The 17,619-nt window shown below is 65.1% G+C and carries 16 protein-coding genes; 5 read left to right on the top strand and 11 right to left on the bottom strand.

Translation table 11 applies throughout. The features are described 5' to 3' along the window. Position 1: 1 nt before the first annotated feature. From BST47_RS18975 to BST47_RS18945, 7 genes are read right to left on the bottom strand one after another with little or no spacing between them, the layout of a single operon-like run. A complete protein-coding gene (locus BST47_RS18975) occupies positions 2 to 1,537 on the bottom strand; it encodes an acyl-CoA synthetase (protein WP_083127191.1) in 1,536 nt (511 codons plus the stop codon). A 9-nt stretch (positions 1,538 to 1,546) separates the two neighbouring features. Beyond that, positions 1,547 to 2,413: an enoyl-CoA hydratase/isomerase family protein gene (locus BST47_RS18970; RefSeq protein WP_083127190.1), complete on the bottom strand. Its 867-nt coding sequence runs from the start codon at positions 2,411 to 2,413 to the stop codon at positions 1,547 to 1,549. A gap of 17 nt (positions 2,414 to 2,430) precedes the next feature. Then, entirely contained in the window at positions 2,431 to 2,667 is a 237-nt protein-coding gene (locus BST47_RS18965) for a lipoyl domain-containing protein (protein WP_083127189.1), read from the bottom strand. Continuing rightward, entirely contained in the window at positions 2,660 to 3,658 is a 999-nt protein-coding gene (locus BST47_RS18960) for an alpha-ketoacid dehydrogenase subunit beta (protein WP_083127188.1), read from the bottom strand. The genes BST47_RS18965 and BST47_RS18960 overlap by 8 nt, the downstream gene beginning before the upstream one ends. Positions 3,659 to 3,668: 10 nt before the next feature. Then, complete coding sequence (locus tag BST47_RS18955) at positions 3,669 to 4,649, bottom strand: thiamine pyrophosphate-dependent dehydrogenase E1 component subunit alpha (RefSeq protein ID WP_083127187.1); 981 nt, start codon at positions 4,647 to 4,649, stop codon at positions 3,669 to 3,671. Then, complete coding sequence (locus BST47_RS18950; RefSeq protein ID WP_234809776.1) at positions 4,646 to 4,966, bottom strand: DUF4286 family protein; 321 nt, start codon at positions 4,964 to 4,966, stop codon at positions 4,646 to 4,648. Before BST47_RS18950 ends, BST47_RS18955 begins: the two co-directional genes overlap by 4 nt. A gap of 18 nt (positions 4,967 to 4,984) precedes the next feature. After that, positions 4,985 to 5,851: a mycofactocin-coupled SDR family oxidoreductase gene (locus BST47_RS18945; protein WP_083127185.1), complete on the bottom strand. Its 867-nt coding sequence runs from the start codon at positions 5,849 to 5,851 to the stop codon at positions 4,985 to 4,987. A gap of 87 nt (positions 5,852 to 5,938) precedes the next feature. Here BST47_RS18945 and BST47_RS18940 point away from each other — a divergent pair, with 87 nt between their 5' ends. Genes BST47_RS18940 through BST47_RS18925 form a run of 4 tightly spaced genes read left to right on the top strand, consistent with a single transcriptional unit; the run spans position 5,939 to position 10,211 of the window. Continuing rightward, the gene (locus BST47_RS18940) at positions 5,939 to 7,096 is read left to right on the top strand and encodes an acyl-CoA dehydrogenase family protein (RefSeq protein WP_083127184.1); all 1,158 of its coding nucleotides are present in this window, start codon (positions 5,939 to 5,941) and stop codon (positions 7,094 to 7,096) included. After that, entirely contained in the window at positions 7,093 to 8,166 is a 1,074-nt protein-coding gene (locus BST47_RS18935) for an acyl-CoA dehydrogenase family protein (protein ID WP_083127183.1), read from the top strand. Before BST47_RS18940 ends, BST47_RS18935 begins: the two co-directional genes overlap by 4 nt. Continuing rightward, on the top strand, positions 8,163 to 9,383 hold the full coding sequence (locus BST47_RS18930) for a CaiB/BaiF CoA transferase family protein (RefSeq protein WP_083127182.1): 1,221 nt from the start codon (positions 8,163 to 8,165) through the stop codon (positions 9,381 to 9,383). Before BST47_RS18935 ends, BST47_RS18930 begins: the two co-directional genes overlap by 4 nt. Positions 9,384 to 9,392: 9 nt before the next feature. Further along, positions 9,393 to 10,211 carry an enoyl-CoA hydratase-related protein gene (locus BST47_RS18925; RefSeq protein ID WP_083127181.1) on the top strand — a complete coding sequence of 273 codons (819 nt, stop codon included), beginning with the start codon at positions 9,393 to 9,395 and terminating at the stop codon, positions 10,209 to 10,211. Between the two features lie 48 nt (positions 10,212 to 10,259). On the opposite strand, the gene BST47_RS18920 is transcribed toward BST47_RS18925, so the two are convergent. The 3 genes from BST47_RS18920 to BST47_RS18910 form a co-directional block, all read right to left on the bottom strand. Beyond that, complete coding sequence (locus tag BST47_RS18920; RefSeq protein WP_083127180.1) at positions 10,260 to 11,945, bottom strand: FAD-binding protein; 1,686 nt, start codon at positions 11,943 to 11,945, stop codon at positions 10,260 to 10,262. Continuing rightward, positions 11,939 to 13,300 (bottom strand): aromatic ring-hydroxylating oxygenase subunit alpha, encoded by a 1,362-nt coding sequence (locus BST47_RS18915; RefSeq protein ID WP_083127179.1) that lies wholly within the window; start codon positions 13,298 to 13,300, stop codon positions 11,939 to 11,941. Before BST47_RS18915 ends, BST47_RS18920 begins: the two co-directional genes overlap by 7 nt. Before the next feature lie 100 nt (positions 13,301 to 13,400). Further along, positions 13,401 to 14,465: an amidohydrolase family protein gene (locus BST47_RS18910; RefSeq protein ID WP_083127178.1), complete on the bottom strand. Its 1,065-nt coding sequence runs from the start codon at positions 14,463 to 14,465 to the stop codon at positions 13,401 to 13,403. 23 nt (positions 14,466 to 14,488) lie between these two features. Here BST47_RS18910 and fadD1 point away from each other — a divergent pair, with 23 nt between their 5' ends. Further along, positions 14,489 to 16,066, top strand: a complete 1,578-nt coding sequence (gene fadD1, locus BST47_RS18905; protein WP_083127177.1) for a fatty-acid--CoA ligase FadD1 — start codon at positions 14,489 to 14,491, stop codon at positions 16,064 to 16,066. 334 nt (positions 16,067 to 16,400) lie between these two features. On the opposite strand, the gene BST47_RS18895 is transcribed toward fadD1, so the two are convergent. Beyond that, positions 16,401 to 17,609 (bottom strand): cytochrome P450, encoded by a 1,209-nt coding sequence (locus BST47_RS18895; RefSeq protein WP_083127176.1) that lies wholly within the window; start codon positions 17,607 to 17,609, stop codon positions 16,401 to 16,403. Positions 17,610 to 17,619 lie beyond the last annotated feature (10 nt).

Here is a 17,619-nt window from a genome sequence, read left to right as displayed (position 1 = left end):
GTCACACGATGCGTGACGAGCGGTCCTGCCAGTAACGGTCGCGGATACGCCGCTTGTAGAGCTTTCCGTTGGGATCGCGCGGCAGTTCCGGGTCGAATTCGATGCTGCGAGGGCACTTGTAGGTCGCTAGGTTGCTACGGCAGTAATCGATCAATTCCGCTTCGAGTGCGGGTCCCGCGTCGACTCCGCCGATCGGTTGCACAACCGCCTTGACCTCCTCGCCGAACTCGTCGTTCGGGACGCCGAACACCGCGGCATCGGCGAGCTTGGGATGCATCACGAGCAGGTTCTCCACCTCCTGCGGGTAGATGTTCACCCCACCGGACACGATCATGAACGTCGACCGGTCGGTGAGATAGAGGTAGCCGTCCTCGTCGACGAACCCCATATCACCCAGCGATCGCCAGCCGCGGTCGTTGGACACCGAGGCGGTCTTGGCCGGGTCCTTGAAGTATTCGAACGCCGGTCCCCCCTCGAAGTAGAGTTCCCCGGCGGTGCCGACGGGAACTTCGATCCCGTCGGCATCCAGCACATGCACACGGGTGATGGGCTTACCCACCGAACCCGGGTGCGCCAGCCAGTCTTCGGGTCCGATCCCGGTGCCCGCGAATCCTTCTGTGCCCCCGTAGTACTCGTGGATGATCGGGCCGAACCACTCCATCATCTTGTACTTGACGTCGACCGGGCACGGCGCGGCAGCATGGATCACGCACCGCAGGCTCGACATATCGTAGGCGGCGCGAACCTCTTCGGGCAGCTTGAGCATCCGCACGAACATCGTCGGCACGAACTGCGCATGCGTGACGCGGTGCGTCTCGATGTGCCGCAGTACGGCCTCGGCGTCGAACTTTCGCATCAGGATCGAGGCGGCGCCCACCCGGTGCACCGCCATCGTGTAGTTGATGCCCGCCGCGTGATACAGCGGTGCCGGGGAGAGATAGACACTGGACGAGGTCATGTCGTAGCGCTGGCCGAGCGAGTACTCGAGGACCTTCTGCGCCCACGACCCCTGGCCGTCGGTCGGCAGGGGCCGGCGAACGGCCTTGGGCCGCCCCGTGGTTCCCGAGGAGTAGAGCATCTCGGTACCGTCGCTGATCGACGGTGCGTCGCCCGCCGATCCCAGCGCCTCGCGGTAAGCCGTCCAGCCCGGCAGCGCGGCACCCACGCTGATGTGCACCACGACGCCCGGGTTTGTCTCCAGAATGTGGGCCGCCAGCTCAGGCATCGACTCGTCGATGAGCACCGCCTTGGCCTCGGAGTCGTCGATCACGTAGGCGACCTCGTCCGAGGTGAAGTGCGTGTTGACCGCGCTGTAGTAGAGCCCGGAAAGCTGGCAGCCCCAGGTGATCTCGAAGAACTCCGGACGGTTCGGCAGTACCAGCGCGACCCCGTCACCCGGCCGCAACCCGGCCTCGTGCAGCAGGGCCGCCACCCGCCGGCTACCCGCGTAGAGGTCGCCGTACGTGATGGTCTCACCATCCGCAACGATCACGGCCGGTGAGTCCGCGGCCTCCGTCGCATGGTCAGAGATGTTCAACGGACACCCTTACGTGACGGCATCGCCGTTCTTGGATGCGGCCGCCTGACGCTCGGCCATCTCCGACGGCAGAATCTTGTCCGCGAACACCCGCTGGATGAGTTCCTGGACGTCCCTGCTGACCGACGCGAGCGCGACGAGGTCGTTGGAACTCTGCCAGTGCACCCGCATGCCCATCATCTCCCACGCCCGCTTGATGTTCGCCTTCGTGGCCAGCAGCGTGGTGAGCGGAGCCTGGGCGATGTGACGGGCGATCGCCTCCACCCGCGCATCCAGATCTTCGCGCTTGACCACCTCGTTGATGAGGCCGTACTCCAGTGCCTTGTTCGCGTCGACGGTTTCGGCGGTGTAGAGGTAATAGGACGCGCGCCGCCAGTTCATGAAAACCCATGGCTCGATCGAGCATTCACCCGACGGCATCCCGAACCCCTGCAGCGGGGGATACGAGAAGTAGGCGTCGTCGGAAGCGATCGCGATATCGGTGGTCAGCCCGTAGTGGGTGCCGCCACCGACGCAGTACCCGTGGATCTGAGAAATGGTGGGCTTGGAGAACTCCCACAGGTTCAGGATCGGCTTGACGAACAAGTCGGTCTGGGGCTTCCACGGCATACCGGTGGCCTTGAAGCCCTCGACGAACTCCGGGTAGTCGACGGCGTTGTTGCCGATGGCGTGCCCCGAGCAGAAGCCCTTACCATTGGCCTTCAGGATCAGAACCTTGATGTCGTAATCGCGGTCGGCGTCCCGAAGCGCATCGTCGATCTCCTCGACCTGCTTCTGGTCCTGAGCGTTGGCCTTCTCGGGCCAGTTCAAGGTGATGGACGCGATGGGACCCTTCTTTTCGAAGATGATCCGTTCGCGAGTCTCGTTGACGTCCATGGATGAACAACCTTTCGTTATGACGTGATGACGCCGATTTCAGCGCCGATGTCGTAGAGGGTCCCTATCTCGCCGGTCCAGTTGACCGTGCCCGATGCGCCTGCTTCGATCTCCTGTTCCACCTTCTCGGTGGCCACCGTGAAGAGTGGGGCGCCTTCATCCACGTGCTCGCCGTCCTCGACCAGCAACTCGGTCAGCTCCGCTTCGGACACCGCAACCGACGTGCGGGGGATGCGAATGACGAACTCAGCCATGCGCGCCCGCGGTGGCCAGTGTCCGCTGCGCGGCGTCGACGATCCGTGCTGCCGACGGATAGATCTGCACCTCCAGCGCCGCCGCCGCCGGCGTGGGAACGAAGCGTGCGCCGACGCGCTCGATCGGGGCGGTGAGCTCGCCGAAGCATTCGGCTTGCAGGGTGGCCACGATCTCCGCACCCGGTCCCGCGAACTGGACGGCGTCGTGCACGACCACCGCGCGGCGGGTGCGCCGCACCGATTCGACGATGGTCTCGACATCCAGTGGCACCAGGGTCCGCAGGTCGACCACCTCGGCGTTCACGCCCAGGTCCTGCAACTGCTGGGCGGCGGTTAGACATTCGAGCACGCTGCGGCCGTAGCTGATGAGCGTGACGTCGGATCCGCGCCGCTTGATATCGGCCTGGCCCAGCGGAATGGCGAAGCCGGGATCTGTTGGTACGGGACCCTTCTGACCCTGCAGGCGGATCGTTTCGATGAACAGGCACGGATCTGGATCGAAGATCGCAGATGTCAGCAGGCCCTTACCGTCGCGCGGGGTCGAAGGGACGATGACCTTCATGCCCGGGATGTGCATGAACCAGGCTTCCAGCGTCTGCGAATGCGTTGCACCGGTGGCGAGTCCGCCGTACACCTGTGTGCGCACGGTGATCGGCGCCGCCGTGCGTCCCGCCGTCATGAACCTCAGTTTGGCGGCGTTGTTGATCAGCTGGTCGGCGGCGATGCCGATGAAGTCCATGATCATGATCTCGGCGACAGGTATCAGCCCATCGATGGCCGCGCCGATCGCGGCGCCGACGATGGCGGCCTCCGATATCGGGGTGTCCAGCACCCGATCGTGTCCGTACTTCGTCGACAGTCCCGCCGTCGGGCCCGAAGCTCCGGGATCGGCGATGTCCTCACCGAGCAGGAACACCCGGTCATCGGCCGCCAGCGCCTGATCCAGCGCGAGGTTCAGCGCCTCGCGCATCGTCATCTCTTTTTCGTCCATGGCGCCTTCCTCAGACGGGATAGCGGATCGGGGACGCGTACACGTCGCGGTCGAGTTCGTCGATCGACGGCGCCTCGGCACTCATGACTGTGTCCAGCGCCTGCTGCACCTTGATAAGGGCGCCCTCGTCGATACCGCTGAGCTCGTCGTCGGTGCAGATACCGTTGTCTATCAAGTGTTTCCGGAACCTCGGCACCGGGTCGGCCTCCATCGCCGCCGACAGCTGCTCTTTGGGGATGTAGGGCATCCGATCGCCGAAGTAGTGGCCGCGGAAGCGGAAGGTCACGCACTCGATGAAGGTGGGACCCTCACCGTTGCGTGCCTTGCCGATCGCCTCGGCAAGCACATCCAGCACCGCCAGCGGATCATTGCCGTCCACCTGCACGCCGGGCATGCCGTAACCGGCCGCACGGTCTGCGACGCGTTCGAGTTTCATCGTGTCGTGGGTGGGTGTCATCTCCGCGAAGAGGTTGTTCTGGCAGACGAACACCATCGGCAGGTCCCACAGCGCGGCCATGTTCGCGGCCTCGTGGAACGACCCGGTGTTCGTCGCGCCGTCACCGAAGCTCACCACCGTGACGCGGTCGATGCCTTTGCGTTTGGCCGCCATCGCGAGCCCGACCGCGACGGGCGGTCCGGCGCCGACTATGCCCGTCGACAGCATCACGCCCTTCTCGGGTTTGGCGATGTGCATCGTGCCGCCCTTACCGCGGCTCGCCCCGACGGTGCGCCCCATCATCTCGCCGTAGATCTCTTCCAGCGGAACGTCTTTGCCGATCAGGTCGTGCAACCCGCGGTAGGTCGTCACCAGCTGATCGTCGGTACGCAGCGCGACACCCATCGCGGCCGCGATCGCCTCCTGGCCGCGCGACGGCCAGTACACGCACATGAACTCGCCGGTGCCGATGCCCTTGGACAGCCGGTCATCGGCCGCCTTCATCAGCATCATCAGCGCATAGATCCGGCGTTGGACGTCCGGCGGATACGTCATGGGCCCAACGACCCGATCTCGCGGTACACCTTGGGAATCGGCTTCGGATCCATGGCGAGGTTCTCCAGCCCGGTCATGGTTCCGGTGGCGCCGAGTTCCCCAAGTCGCTGCACGGCCGCATCGAGGTCGTCGCAGTCGAGCTCATAAATCGCGATGAAGGGGCCATCGCCGTCGTTGGGGGCGAACCGGCGCGCCGACACGATGCCCTCCACCGAAAGGATTTGCGCCAGATGTGTGTCGTTGTACCACTTGTGGTATTCGGCTTCACGATCCGGCGAGGCCGGCATCGTCTCGACGTACATGATCCCTCTGGGCACCTGCGCTGCTCCCCTCTCCTACGGGCCGGACCACGGCTTGATCTTCAGGAAGCCGCCCGCATCGACGCGCAGCTGCTGGCCGGTGACGTAGCGCGCGGCATCGCTGGCCAGAAACAGCACTGCTTCGCTGATGTCCTCGGGCTCCACATACGGAATCGGCATCCCCTGGATCATCGGGAAGACGATCTCGGCATCCTCGCGAGTGGGATTGGGCAGATCCGGTCGAAAAGCCTTGTACATCGGCGGGCTGTGCAGCATGTCGGTGTTGACGTTCGTCGGGTGTACGGCGTTCACACGGATCTGCTCCGGCGCCAGTGTGCGGGCGAGATCGTTGACGTAGTGCGCGACAATCTGTTTGGCGAAGGCGTAACCCGCCCCGCCGGGGCCGCCGTCCATGCCGCTGGTGTTGACCGCCGTGGCCATGAACGCCGCGACCGATCCGGTGGCGATGACCGACGCGCCGGCGTGGAGGTGCTTCATGCTGGCGTGAATGAGGTTCATGACGCCGATGAGGTCGACGTCGACCGCGTCGACGAATGCCTGCGGCGGGAGCCCCGCGGTCATCGGGCAGATACCCGCGTTGGCGACGACGATGTCGAGCTGTCCGAACTCTTCGACACCGCGGTCTATCGCGGCGGCCAGCCCGACGCGGTCGCGGACGTCGGCGATCTCGGTGCAAGCGCGCTGACCTTCCTTCTCGACCAGCCGCGCGGTTTCGTCGAGGTCTTCCGGCCGTGCCAGCGGATAGTCGTTGGTCTCGATGTCGGCGCAGATGTCCACGGCGATGATGTCGGCGCCCTCGGCGGCCAGTGTGCGCGCGTGGGAACGTCCTTGGCCGCGCGCAGCCCCGCTGACCAGGGCCACTTTGCCCGTCACCCTGCCCATGACCGAACCTCTCTGCCTGTCGCCAGCGGTGGCTATACTACCTAAAATTATAAAGAAACCAATCGATCCGATCTCGAACAGGAAACCGTGGACTTCTCATACCCGGCGGAGGTGGAGCCGTTCCGCAAGGAGCTACGCGCGTGGCTGTCCACCAATCTGACGGATGAGGTGAAGACCGCGGACCGGCATCGCGGACGGGATCCACAGGCGTTCGAGACGCTTCGTGCGTGGGACGCGGCCGTGGCCGACGCGGGTTGGGGTGCGGTCTCCTGGCCGCAGGAGTACGGCGGCCGCGGGGCGACGGTGCTCGAGCAGTTGGTCTACGCCGAGGAAACGACCCGTGCGCGAGCACCCATGTCGCTCAACGTGATCGGCATGAACAACATCGCGCCGGCGATCATGCAATACGGCAGCGAAGACCAGATGCGGCGGTTCCTCCCCAGAATGATGCGCGCCGACGACATCTGGTGTCAGGGCATGTCCGAGCCCGAAGCGGGATCCGATTTGGCGTCGCTGCGCACCCGCGCGACCCGCGACGGTGACGACTTCGTCGTCAACGGCCAGAAGATCTGGACGTCGTTGGGGCACCGCGCCGACTGGTGTCAGCTCTATGTGCGCACCGACCCGGACGTCTCCAAACACAAGGGCATCTCCTGCCTCATTGTTGACATGAAACTGCCTGGCATCGAGGTCCGGCCGCTGGTGACCATCAACGGCGCCGCCGACTTCGCCGAGGTGTTCTTCACCGACGTCCGGGTGCCCGCCGACGCCCTGCTCGGTCCACTCAACGCGGGATGGCAGGTCGCCACCACCACGTTGAGCCACGAGCGGGCGGGCGCGGCGCGGCTGTACGCGCAGATGGAGATGCAGCTGAGCGACCTCGTGGCCGATCTACGCGAGCACGCCGTCGACGGCCGGCCGGCGCTGGAGAACAGTGCGACGCTGTGCCGGCTCGGCGACGTCGCGGTCCGCATCAAGTACCTCGAGTTGTTGTGTAAGCGCTCGATATCGGCGATGTTGCACGGCGGCGATGCGCTCGGCTCGGCCAGCCTGGCCAAGAGTGTGTGGGCCGAACTGGGGCAGGACCTCGCCGAGCTGGCGTTCGACGTGTTCGGGCCGCTCGGCAGCGGCGGCCGATGGATGGACCGTCGGCTCTCGTCGCGCTCGCTGACCATCGCGGGTGGGACGACTCAGATCAACAAGGGCATCACCGCGACCCGCGTGTTGGGGCTGCCAAGGCGATGAATCTCGAACTCACCGACGAGCAGACCGCCCTACGGGACACCCTGCGGCGCTATCTGACCGAAAAGGCAAGCCTGGCAACATATGTCCGGCCGATGCTCGACGACGAGATCGCTGGAGCGGATGCGGTCTGGCGTGGGCTGGCGGCCATGGGCGTCACGGGCTTGCTGGTCCCCGAGGACTGCGACGGCGCGGGGATGACGATGGTCGAGGCCGGGGTGGTCGCCGAAGAACTGGGGGCCGCGTTGTATCCGGGTCCGTGGATTTCCACCGCCGTCGCGGCGACGCGAGCCCTGGTGCGCACCGGTGCCGAAGGGAATGCGGCCGTATTGCTCGCCGGCATCGCGGACGGTTCCACCGTCACGACCGTCGGGCCGCTTTTCGGTCCCCGCCCGGCAGCGATAGACGGCGCCAGACTGCACGGCAGCCTCACCGGCCTGCCGGACGCCAACGATGCCGACGTCATCCTGGTGTTCGCCGACGAACCCGACGGCATCGGGTTGTACTCGGTCGACACCTCGTGCGAGAGCATCACGATGGCGTCGTGCGTGCACGTCGACCCGACCCGTGTGCTGGCCGACGTCACGTTCGACAGCACTCCCGCCCGGCGGCTCGCGGCCGTACCAGCGGACGTGCTGCGGGCGGTCGTCGACGACGTCGTGATCGCGTACGCCGCCGACGCGCTCGGTGCGGCGACCACCGTGATGAACCTCGCCATCGAATACGCCAAGGTGCGAAAGCAATTCGATCAGCCGATCGGAAGCTTTCAAGCCGTCCAGCATCTGTGCGTCGACATGTACGAGGCGGTCGAACTCGCGCGTAGCGGAGTCATCCACGCATTGTGGGCCGCCGATGCGGCCGATCCCGCGGAGCACCATCTGGCCGCCCTGCGCGCCAAGGCGTTCGCCGGCCGGCTGACCGCAGTCGGCGATACGGCGATCCAGGTGTTCGGTGGTATCGGCTTCACGTGGGAGCACGACGCGCACCTTTATCTGAAGCGACTGTTGGGCTGGAGCGGATTCCTCGGTGCACCGGACCGGTATCTCGAGGAAGTCGGAAAGGAGTTGCTATGACCGGAGTTCTCAGTGGTGTGCGTGTCGTCGAATTGGCTTCGTGGACATACGTTCCCTCGGCCGGAGCGGCGCTCGCCGACTGGGGCGCCGACGTCATCAAGGTCGAGGACGTCAAGGCTGGCGATCCGGGTCGGGCACTGGTCATCGGTGGATTCACGAAGGAGAACGCCAGGGCGCACATCGATTTCATCCTCGAGATCGGCAACCGGGGCAAGCGCAGCATCGCCGTCGACATCAAGTCCGACACCGGCCGCGAGTACTTCGGACGCCTACTGGCCACCGCGGACGTCTTCCTCACCAACTGGCTGCCCGGAGCACTGGAACGGGCCCGGCTGACCGTCGATGACATCCGCTCGTTCAATCCTGACATCATCATCGCGCGCGGCACCGGCACCGGAGTACGCGGACCCGACCGTGACAAAGGCGGTTTCGACGCGGCCACCTATCTGTCCCGCGGCGGAGTGTCGTACACGATGACGCCGTTCGGCACCGAGACGCCCGCGGTGCAGGGACCCGGGTTCGGTGATCTGCAGGGCGGAATCACGCTCGCCGGGGGTGTGTGTGCCGCGCTGTTCCATCGCGAGCGCACCGGAGAATCGAGCATCGTCGACTCGTCCCTGCTCGCGCAGGCGATGTGGACCATCGCGCCGTCGATCTCGGTCGCCGATCTCTTCGACATCGACGGCATCCCCGGCGCGCCACCCGGCCTGGCGATCAACCCGCTCGTCAACCGTTACAAGACGCGTGACGGCCGGTGGATCCAGATGGTCTTCCTACAGCCGGACCGGTTCTGGGCGGGGTTCTGTGAGCGGATCGGCCTGCCGGAACTCGCCACCGACGAACGCTTCGTCCCGTCGAGCAATCTGATCGCCAACGCCACCGAGGCTTGCGCGCTCGTCGGGGACCGTCTGGCCAGCGAGGATCTGGACCACTGGCGCGAGGTGCTCGCCGACGAACCCGGCGTGTGGGCCGCGCTGGCCACGCCGAAGGAGACACTCAACGATCCGCAGGTCAGGCCGAATGGCTACGTCGTAGCCAACCTGGACGACCAGGGCAACGAGTACCAGATCGTCGCCGCGCCAGTGCAATTCAACGAAACCCCACCCGCGGCCGCACGGGCTCCCGAACATGGGCAGCACACCGAGGAGATCCTGTTGGAACTCGACCTCGACTGGGACGACATCTCGGCGGCCAAGGACAACGGAGCGATTCTCTAGGAGACGGCAATGGAGCTCGAAGCGGTCATCTACGAACGTGAGCCGCCGATCGCGCGGATCATCCTCAACCGCCCCGACAAGGCCAACACCAAGGACGCGCAGCTCGTGCAGGAGGTCGACGCCTGCCTGCGGGAGGCCGACCGCGACAAGGAGATCAAGGTCGTCATCCTGAAGGCCAACGGCAAGGGGTTCTGCGGCGGGCACGTCGCACGGTGGGGTCCGGACGAGAATCCCTACCCCGATTTCGGGGACACTTTCGAGGATCTTTACAAGGGCACCGCCGATTTGTTCCTCTGGCCGACGCTGTACCTGTGGGAGTTCCCGAAGCCGACGATCTCGCAGATCCACGGCTACTGCATGGGCGGCGGCATCTATCTCGGCCTGCTCACCGATTTCTGCGTCGCGTCCGAGGATGCGTACTTCCAGATGCCGCTCGCGCAGAGCCTCGGCGAGCCCGGTGGCCACACGATGATCGAGCCGTGGCTGCTGATGAACTGGCATCGCACCATGGACTGGCTGCTGTTGGCGCCCACGCTGTCCGCGCAGGAGGCTCTGGAGTGGGGCCTGCTGAACAAGGTGGTGCCCCGCGATCAGCTCGAGGACACCGTCGAGGAGATGGCCCGCAAGATCGGCCAGATTCCGCTGACCACGTCAATGGCGGTGAAGAACAACGTAAAGCGGGCCTACGAGCTGATGGGTATGCGGGTGCATCTTCAGGTGAGCCACATCCTGACGAACATGGTCGGCGCGGCCACCGACGTTCAGGAGCGACGGCGTCTGTTGATCGAATCCGGCAAGAAGCCAAGGGATTTCATCGACGACTCCTAGCGAATTCGGCGCGCAAACCGACCGCAGCGGTGCGTCAGCGCGCCGGATTCACTCGCGGGCCGCGTGGCGGGCGGCGACGTACCCGAAGATCATCGTGTTGGCGATGCTGCCGCCGGCGCCCAGATAGTTCCGGCCCATCACCGTCGCGGTGATATTGCCTGTCGCATAGAGACCTTCGATCACCTGGTCCTGCTCGTTCAACACCTGGGCGTGCTCGTTGGTGATCACTCCCCCGCACGTCCCGACGTCGGCGGGGAACACCCTGGTCGCGTAGTACGGCGCGGAGTCGAGCGGTCCGACCGCGGCGTTCGGCTGGTAGCCCGGATCACCGAGGCAGACGTTGTACGCCGACTGCCCACGTCCGAAGTCGGGGTCCAGGCCCTTGGCGGCGAATTCGTTGAACCGCTTGACCGTCTGCTCCAACGCGTCGGCAGGCACATCCATTTGCCGCGCGAGATCGGCGATCGTCGACGCCCGCTTGACCGCGCCCTGTTCGATCAGGGACTCCGACAGGCTGCGCTTCTTCAGCGGATTCGCCCCCGACACGTAGCGCCGGACGTAGCCCTCGTCGAACACCTGCCAGCAGGGCACCGCCTTGTTCGCGTACATCGCCTTGCCGACTTCGACATAGGAGTTCGACTCGTTGCAGAACCGCTTTCCGGTGCCGTCGACGTAGATCGCGCCGGGGCGCTGCCGTCCAGATCCCAGCGACGCCGCCCCGGGATCCTGAATGAAGACCATTGGCAGCCACCATGCTTCGTCGAGCAGGTCCGTCTTGGCACCCAGCGCCATTGCGGTCTGCAGTACCTCCCCGGTGTCGCCGGCGTTGGCGATCGACCACTTGCCCTCGTTGGGCTGGTCGCCGCTGTACCGGCGGCGCATGTCGGCGTTGCGGCTGAACCCGCCGGCGGCGAGCAGCACACCCTTGCGCGCCTGGATGTTCATCGTCGTACCGTCGCGCGTCACGCGCGCGCCGACGACCCGACCGTCTTCGACGATGAGGTCGTCCATGGCGGTGTCGGTCCAAATCGGTGGCTGGCCGCTTCCTCCCACTGACGTCCCGCCGTCGAAGTTCATCAGCGCCTGCAAGATCTGACCGATCAGCGATGCACCGTTGGTCAGGATTTCGCGGCTTCGGAGGCGGGCCGCCCTGGTGCGCAGGAACACTCGCATCGCGATCCCAAACGCCCGGGGCGAACGATTGAAGTACTGCACCGCGCGCAACTCGTTGGTCTTGATCACGAACCCGTAGTTCTTGGCCATCGACGGCTGGATCTTGTCACTCCAGTCCCCGAGCTGCGCTGCGTCATACGGGACGCCCTCAACCGAGCGCCCGGCGGCGTTGCCACCCTTGTGGTTCGGGTAGTAATCGCTCCAACCCGGGCACCGCACGAGCCGAACACCGTTGTCGACAAGCAGGTTGATCATCGCGCTGCCCGCGGTCAGGAATGTCTCACGGCGCGCAGCCGACGACGCCTCCCCGATATCGCCGACCACGTCATCGAAATAGGCCAGGCCGTCCTCGTGGGAGTCGGCAATTCCGCATGCACGCATCAGCGGGTTGTCGGGCAGCCACACCATGCCGCCCGACATTCCGGTCGATCCGCCGACGAGACTCTGCTTTTCGACCACCAGCGGTTCGATCCCCGCATCGAGCGCGGCCAGGGCAGCAACCATTCCGCCACCGCCACTCCCCGCTATCAGTAGGTCGACGGACGCGTCCCAATTCACCATGCGCGAACCTTTTCCGACAGCCCGAGCTCGGCGACGGGCACATCGATCGTCGTATTGGTGCGCTGTATGGCGGGCACCAGCTGGTCGTACGGCAGGCCGGCGAGAAAGCCATCGATGACTCGCTCGAAGTTCGAGATCAGGCCCTCGATCTGGTCGGACAGCCGCATGTACTCGAATCCTTTGGCGTGCAGCCCCTTCTGCTGCCGGGGCAGGTTCGAGAAGTCCTGGGCCGGAATCATCGGCCAGCTCGGATCGTCGGGAGCCAGCGGCTGCGGCGCGGTGGGCTTAACGGGCGCTCGATCGTTCGGGTAGCGGGTGAGCGACCAGACCTCGAACAGCGTCTCCTCCGGCCCCAGCGGACGAATGCGATACGACGACGCACTGCTGTACTGAGGAAGGATGAAGTAGTGCGGGAAGCAGAACCCGATCGGGTCGATGACGCGTCGCCGCTCCAGATCGTTGAGGTCGGGAAAATCGCAGTCGCGCGCCCTGTGCCAACTGGTGACCGCATCGTTGACCGCCCCGCGCCAGGTCGCCATCGCTTCGGCGGGATCGTCCGGGAGCGACATGTGTTGCAGGCCTTCGGCAATGCGGATGTCGTTCTCGTGCGTCATACCGCCCATGCCGGACCCCAGCGTTCGCATGAAATACAGGCTGGCCTGCACCACCGGATGCACCGATGACGAATCCGGGCTGTACGCCGACGGCAACAGCTGCGGGTGCGTTTGCGGGACGTGGTAGCCCTCCATGAAGGCCGCCGTGGCCAGCTTCCAATTCACGGGTAGCAGGCAGGATTTCCACCACTCGGTGCGTAGCGCCTCCACCTTGAATTCGTCGTGGCGGGATCCGAACGGCTCGATGCAGTCACGCAGCGGGGGCGCATCGTCGTCGAGATTGATCCACGCGCATCCGCCCCACAGCTCGCACCGCACCGGCGTCAGAGTGAGATCGTCGGCGTCGAGGTTGGCGTCGTCGAACATCTCGGAGCGCAACACGAAGGTGTTCTTGCCGTCGAGTCCCCAGCACCACCCGTGGAACGGACAGACGAAGCTGCGTCGGGTCCCGCTACCCTCGACGAGCTTCATGCCGCGGTGGCGACAGGCGTTGTAGTAGGCGCGCACGGTGTTGTCATCGACACGAACGACGATGATCGACTGGTCGAGGATCTCGTATTCCACGAAGTCGCCGGGTTTGGGGATCTCCTCGAGGCGGCACGCCATCTGCCAGACCCGCGGCCAGAACAGCTCCGTCTCCAGCGCATAGAAGTCCTGGTCGTAATACCGCTGTTTGGGGATGCGGTCCACGCTGCGCACCGCCCACGGCACCGGCAGCGGTGTCCACTCCACATCAGTCATGCACTCACCCCATCACGCCCCCGCGGACAGTTTTCCTATCTTAGCAAAAATAGCAAGACGGGCCGGAAGCGCACGCGAACAGAGTTGAGATCGCAGCGGTTCAGTTCAGGGAGTAGAATCGCTGGGCATTCAACCCGCCGATTTTCGCGCGAGAGTCTTCGCCGATATCCGGGCGATTTCTCAAATGCTCTGTGCTGTGCGGCCATTCACCATCCCAGTGGGGATAGTCGCTGGCGAACATGATGAAGTCGTCCCCGAGTACATCGATGACGCCGGGCAGAATCGGCTCCTCGGGCTCGCACGTCGTCCAGATATTGCCCGCGCGCAGATACTCTCCCGGGTCGCGCTGCCAGCCGCCGTCGATCCAATGGCCACGCTTCTCGAAGTGTTCGTGCAGCCGGTCGATGAAGAACGGCACCCATCCCACCCCGGCTTCGAGAAACGCGACCCGCAGGTCGGGATGCCTGTCGAAAACGCCGCCGGAGATGAGCGCGGTCATCGCCGTCATCTGGTCGAACGGGAAGCTCACACAGTGCACCTGGATGTAGTTGGTGAACCGGTCGACGCCCACTTTCGGCAAGTGCATGCCCGGGGCGCCGTGGATGCCCAGGGGCATATCGAGTTCGACGGCGGCGGCATAGAACGGATCGAGGTCGGGATGGTCGAGGTTTCGTGTCTTCAGCGCCGGCGGGACGTGGGTCGCGACGAGTCCGAGGTCCTTGGCCTCACGCATCACCTCGACCGCGACAGCGCCGTGTTCGATCGGGGTCACCGCGATTCCGCGCAACCGCCCGCCCGACGAGCGGCAGTCGTCGGCGATCCACTGGTTGTACAGCCGCGCGAAACCCGCGGCGAACTCGGGGTCTTCCAGCGTCGGCACGCACAGTCCCAGGCTCGGATACAACACCATCGTGTCGATCTGGTCGCGGTCGGCGTCCCCGAGCACGCCTTCAGGAGATGAGTAGTCGATGCCCGGCGCCGTCGACAGACCGTGTTCTCGGGGACAGCCGGCTCCCGGACCGTCGGACTCCGGGTAGTTGCGGCCCTCGATGACGAGGGCTCGTCCGTCTTCTCTGGGCACGATGAGTTCGGGCCAGCGCCGCATCGCCTCGACCGCAAGCGACGCTCCCTCGGCGACGTGACCGTCGGCGTCAATGATCCTCATTGGTGGATGCTAGAACTACCAGCATGCCAAGCGAGACCATCCAGCAATTGCTTCGCGAACGCGCGACGTCGGACTCCGTTGCGGTGAAGCACGGCGACGCCACGTGGACCTGGCGTGAACATCTGAGCGACGCGTCGGCCCGCGCCGCCGCGCTGCTCGCCATCGCCGACTACGACCGCCCACTGCACGTCGGCGTACTGATGGGCAACAGCCCGGAATTCCTGAACCAGATGGCTGCCGCGGGCATCGGCGGCTACGTGCTGTGCGGCATCAACTCGACAAGGCGCGGCGATGCGCTGGCGGCCGACATCCGGCGCGCCGACTGTCAGATCGTGGTGACCGATGCCGAACATCGGCCCTTACTCGACGGTCTCGACCTCGACGGAGTGCAGGTCCTCGACACCTCGACCGACGACTGGGCGCGGATGCTCGAGTCCGCCGGTGACCTCACGCCCTTCCGCGAGGTCGAACCGATGGACACCTACATGTTGATCTTCACGTCGGGGACGAGCGGCAACCCGAAGCCCGTGCGAGTGTCGCATTTCATGGTGTTGATGTCGGGCCAGGCCCTCGTCGAGAAGTTCGAGGTCTACGAGGACGACACGTGCTACCTGTCGATGCCGCTGTTTCATTCCAATGCGTTGGTGGCGGGCTGGGGCGTGGCGCTGGCCAGGGGCGCGGCGATGGCGCCCGCGAAGTTCTCGGCGTCGAACTTCGTCGACGACGTCCGCCGCTACGGCGCCACCTACATGAACTACGTCGGCAAGCCGCTGGCCTACATCCTGGCCACGCCCGAACAACCCGGCGACGCGGACACGACGTTGCGGATCGCGTTCGGCAACGAAGCCAGCGACCGAGATATCGAAGCGTTCCAGCGGCGCTTCGGCTGCACGGTGTGGGACGGTTTCGGCTCCACCGAGAACGCGGTCATCATCACGCGCGAGGAGGGCACGCCGAAAGGCTCACTCGGCAAAGGGTTTCCGGGGGTGGCGATCTACAACCCCGAAACCGTCACCGAATGTCCGCCCGCACAGTTCGACGCCGACGGTGCACTCATCAACGCCGACGAGGCGATCGGTGAACTCGTCAACACCGACGGGCAGGGCTTTTTCACCGGTTACTACAACGCCGACGATGCGACCGCCGAGCGCATGCGCCACGGCATGTACTGGTCGGGCGACCTGGCCTACCAGGACGCCGACGGCTGGATCTATCTCGCCGGCCGCAGCGGCGACTGGTTACGCGTCGACGGTGAGAACATGGCCGCCGCCCCGATCGAGCGCATTCTCATCCGATTGCCCGATATCAACCTGGTCGCCATCTACGCGGTGCCCGACGAAAGCGTGGGCGACCAGATCATGGCGGCGATCGTGCTCAACGACGGCGCCACCCTGACCCCCGAGGATTTCGAAACCTTCCTGGCCGCGCAATCCGACCTGTCACCCAAGGGTTGGCCGCGATATGTCCGCATCGCGCGCGAGTTGCCGACGACCGCGACGCACAAGGTGCTCAAGCGCGAACTCGCGGCGCAGGGCCCAACCGCGGGTGACGGTGAACTCTGGGTCCGCGAACCGCGCGGCACCCGCTACACGCGCGCTTAGGGAGCGATTTGTGCACGTTTAGGAGCGGTGAGCGCTCCTAAACGTGCACAAATCGCAAGTTTTAGTACTGGCCGAGCGGACGGCAGAGATTGGTGATCGGGTTCCAGTACTGGCCGGGCGCACAATTGAGCGGCACCGAGTTCTTACAGGTGTTTGAACCCGGATCCCAGTACTGCCCCGGCGGGCAGTTGAGGGGCTGCGCCCCAACGGAGGCTGCTGTAACGACCGAGAGAATGGGCGCGCAGACAGCCGCGACGATTGCCGGACGAAGTAGCTTTGACATGCTCATCAGGTTTGCCGGATTTCGGCGCTTTCAAACCGACAGCAGTTCCGCTCAGCCCACGACGATCCGCAGCTTTTCCCAGCCGCGAACGGTCGATGTCGGTGCGAGCTGCGCGGTTTCGTAGTCGATGTCCCACTCCGGCCAGCGGTTGAGCAGCTCGTCGAGCGCGACACGTCCCTCGAGCCGGGCCAGGTTGGCGCCCAGGCAGTAGTGCAGACCCTTACCGAATGTCAGGTGTGAACCGCTGCGGTGGATGTTGAACGTATCGGGGTCCTCGAAGCGATCCGGATCGCGGTTGGCGGCACCGAAGAGCAACAACATCGCACTGCCGGCGGGCACCGTTTGTCCGTAGGCCTCGAAATCCTTTGCCATATAACGGGCTACGTGCGGTCCCGTCGGCTCGAAGCGCAGTGTCTCGTCGATCGCGGGGATCAGCAGCGATCGGTCGTCCGCGATCTCGCGGCGCTGATCCGGATGCTCGGCCAGCACCTTGGCCAGCCAGCCGATGAGCCTGCCGGTCGTCTCGTTGCCCGCGCCCGCGACCACCTGGGTGTAGTGCAACACCTCCTTGCGATGCAGCTTGCGCGTCACACCGTCCTCGTCGGTGAACTCGACGTTGAGCAGCGCCGTCATCAGATCGTCGGAAGGGTTCTTCGAACGCCACTCGACGTAGTCGGCGTACATCCTGCCGTCGGCGATCGCGTCGGCCTTGGCGACCTTCATCGGCGCACCCGGCTTGGTCCGCAGGTTGGCGTCGTTGCGGTCCCGGAAGCCGACCTGGTCGGATTCGGGGATGCCCAGCAGCATCCCGATCACCCGCATCGGCATCATCGCGGCGAGCTCGGCCACGATGTCGAAGCTCTCCGAACCGACAAGGGGGTCAAGGCAATTGATGCAGTAGTTGCGGATCTGATCTTCGATCTCGGCCATTCGCCGCGGCGTGAAGACCCGCGACATCAACCCGCGCAGCATGGTGTGGATCGGCGGGTCCTCGAACATCATCACGCCCTTGGGCATGTCGAAATCCGACTTCACCAATTCGAGGATGTCACTGCGCTGATTCGAGAACGTCTCCCAGTTGTTCAGGGATTTCTCGACGTCGACGTAGCGCGACAGCGCCCAGAAATCGTAGCGCTCGTTGTAGTAGAGCGGCGCCTCCTCGCGCAGCCGCGCATACGTCGGATACGGCCTCGCCACGATGTCGACGTCGTAGGGGTCGTAGTACACCTTGGTGTCACTGACTTCCTTTGTCACGGCCATGTTCTTTTCC

This window comes from Mycolicibacterium tusciae (assembly GCF_002086795.1).
GTDB classification, from domain to species: domain Bacteria; phylum Actinomycetota; class Actinomycetes; order Mycobacteriales; family Mycobacteriaceae; genus Mycobacterium; species Mycobacterium tusciae.
The sequence above is the reverse complement of the archived record's forward strand: the minus strand, read 5'-3'. Positions and strand labels throughout refer to the sequence as shown.

What these genes read in the sequence shown, in the direction of transcription:
- BST47_RS18970 (WP_083127190.1), bottom strand. Translation starts at nt 2,413, where the DNA reads ATGGACGTCAACGAGACTCGCGAACGGATCATCTTCGAAAAGAAGGGT.
- BST47_RS18965 (WP_083127189.1), bottom strand. Translation starts at nt 2,667, where the DNA reads ATGGCTGAGTTCGTCATTCGCATCCCCCGCACGTCGGTTGCGGTGTCC.
- BST47_RS18960 (WP_083127188.1), bottom strand. Translation starts at nt 3,658, where the DNA reads ATGGACGAAAAAGAGATGACGATGCGCGAGGCGCTGAACCTCGCGCTG.
- BST47_RS18955 (WP_083127187.1), bottom strand. Translation starts at nt 4,649, where the DNA reads ATGACGTATCCGCCGGACGTCCAACGCCGGATCTATGCGCTGATGATG.
- BST47_RS18945 (WP_083127185.1), bottom strand. Translation starts at nt 5,851, where the DNA reads ATGGGCAGGGTGACGGGCAAAGTGGCCCTGGTCAGCGGGGCTGCGCGC.
- BST47_RS18935 (WP_083127183.1), top strand. Translation starts at nt 7,093, where the DNA reads ATGAATCTCGAACTCACCGACGAGCAGACCGCCCTACGGGACACCCTG.
- BST47_RS18930 (WP_083127182.1), top strand. Translation starts at nt 8,163, where the DNA reads ATGACCGGAGTTCTCAGTGGTGTGCGTGTCGTCGAATTGGCTTCGTGG.
- BST47_RS18925 (WP_083127181.1), top strand. Translation starts at nt 9,393, where the DNA reads ATGGAGCTCGAAGCGGTCATCTACGAACGTGAGCCGCCGATCGCGCGG.
- BST47_RS18920 (WP_083127180.1), bottom strand. Translation starts at nt 11,945, where the DNA reads ATGGTGAATTGGGACGCGTCCGTCGACCTACTGATAGCGGGGAGTGGC.
- BST47_RS18915 (WP_083127179.1), bottom strand. Translation starts at nt 13,300, where the DNA reads ATGACTGATGTGGAGTGGACACCGCTGCCGGTGCCGTGGGCGGTGCGC.
- BST47_RS18910 (WP_083127178.1), bottom strand. Translation starts at nt 14,465, where the DNA reads ATGAGGATCATTGACGCCGACGGTCACGTCGCCGAGGGAGCGTCGCTT.
- fadD1 (WP_083127177.1), top strand. Translation starts at nt 14,489, where the DNA reads ATGCCAAGCGAGACCATCCAGCAATTGCTTCGCGAACGCGCGACGTCG.
- BST47_RS18895 (WP_083127176.1), bottom strand. Translation starts at nt 17,609, where the DNA reads ATGGCCGTGACAAAGGAAGTCAGTGACACCAAGGTGTACTACGACCCC.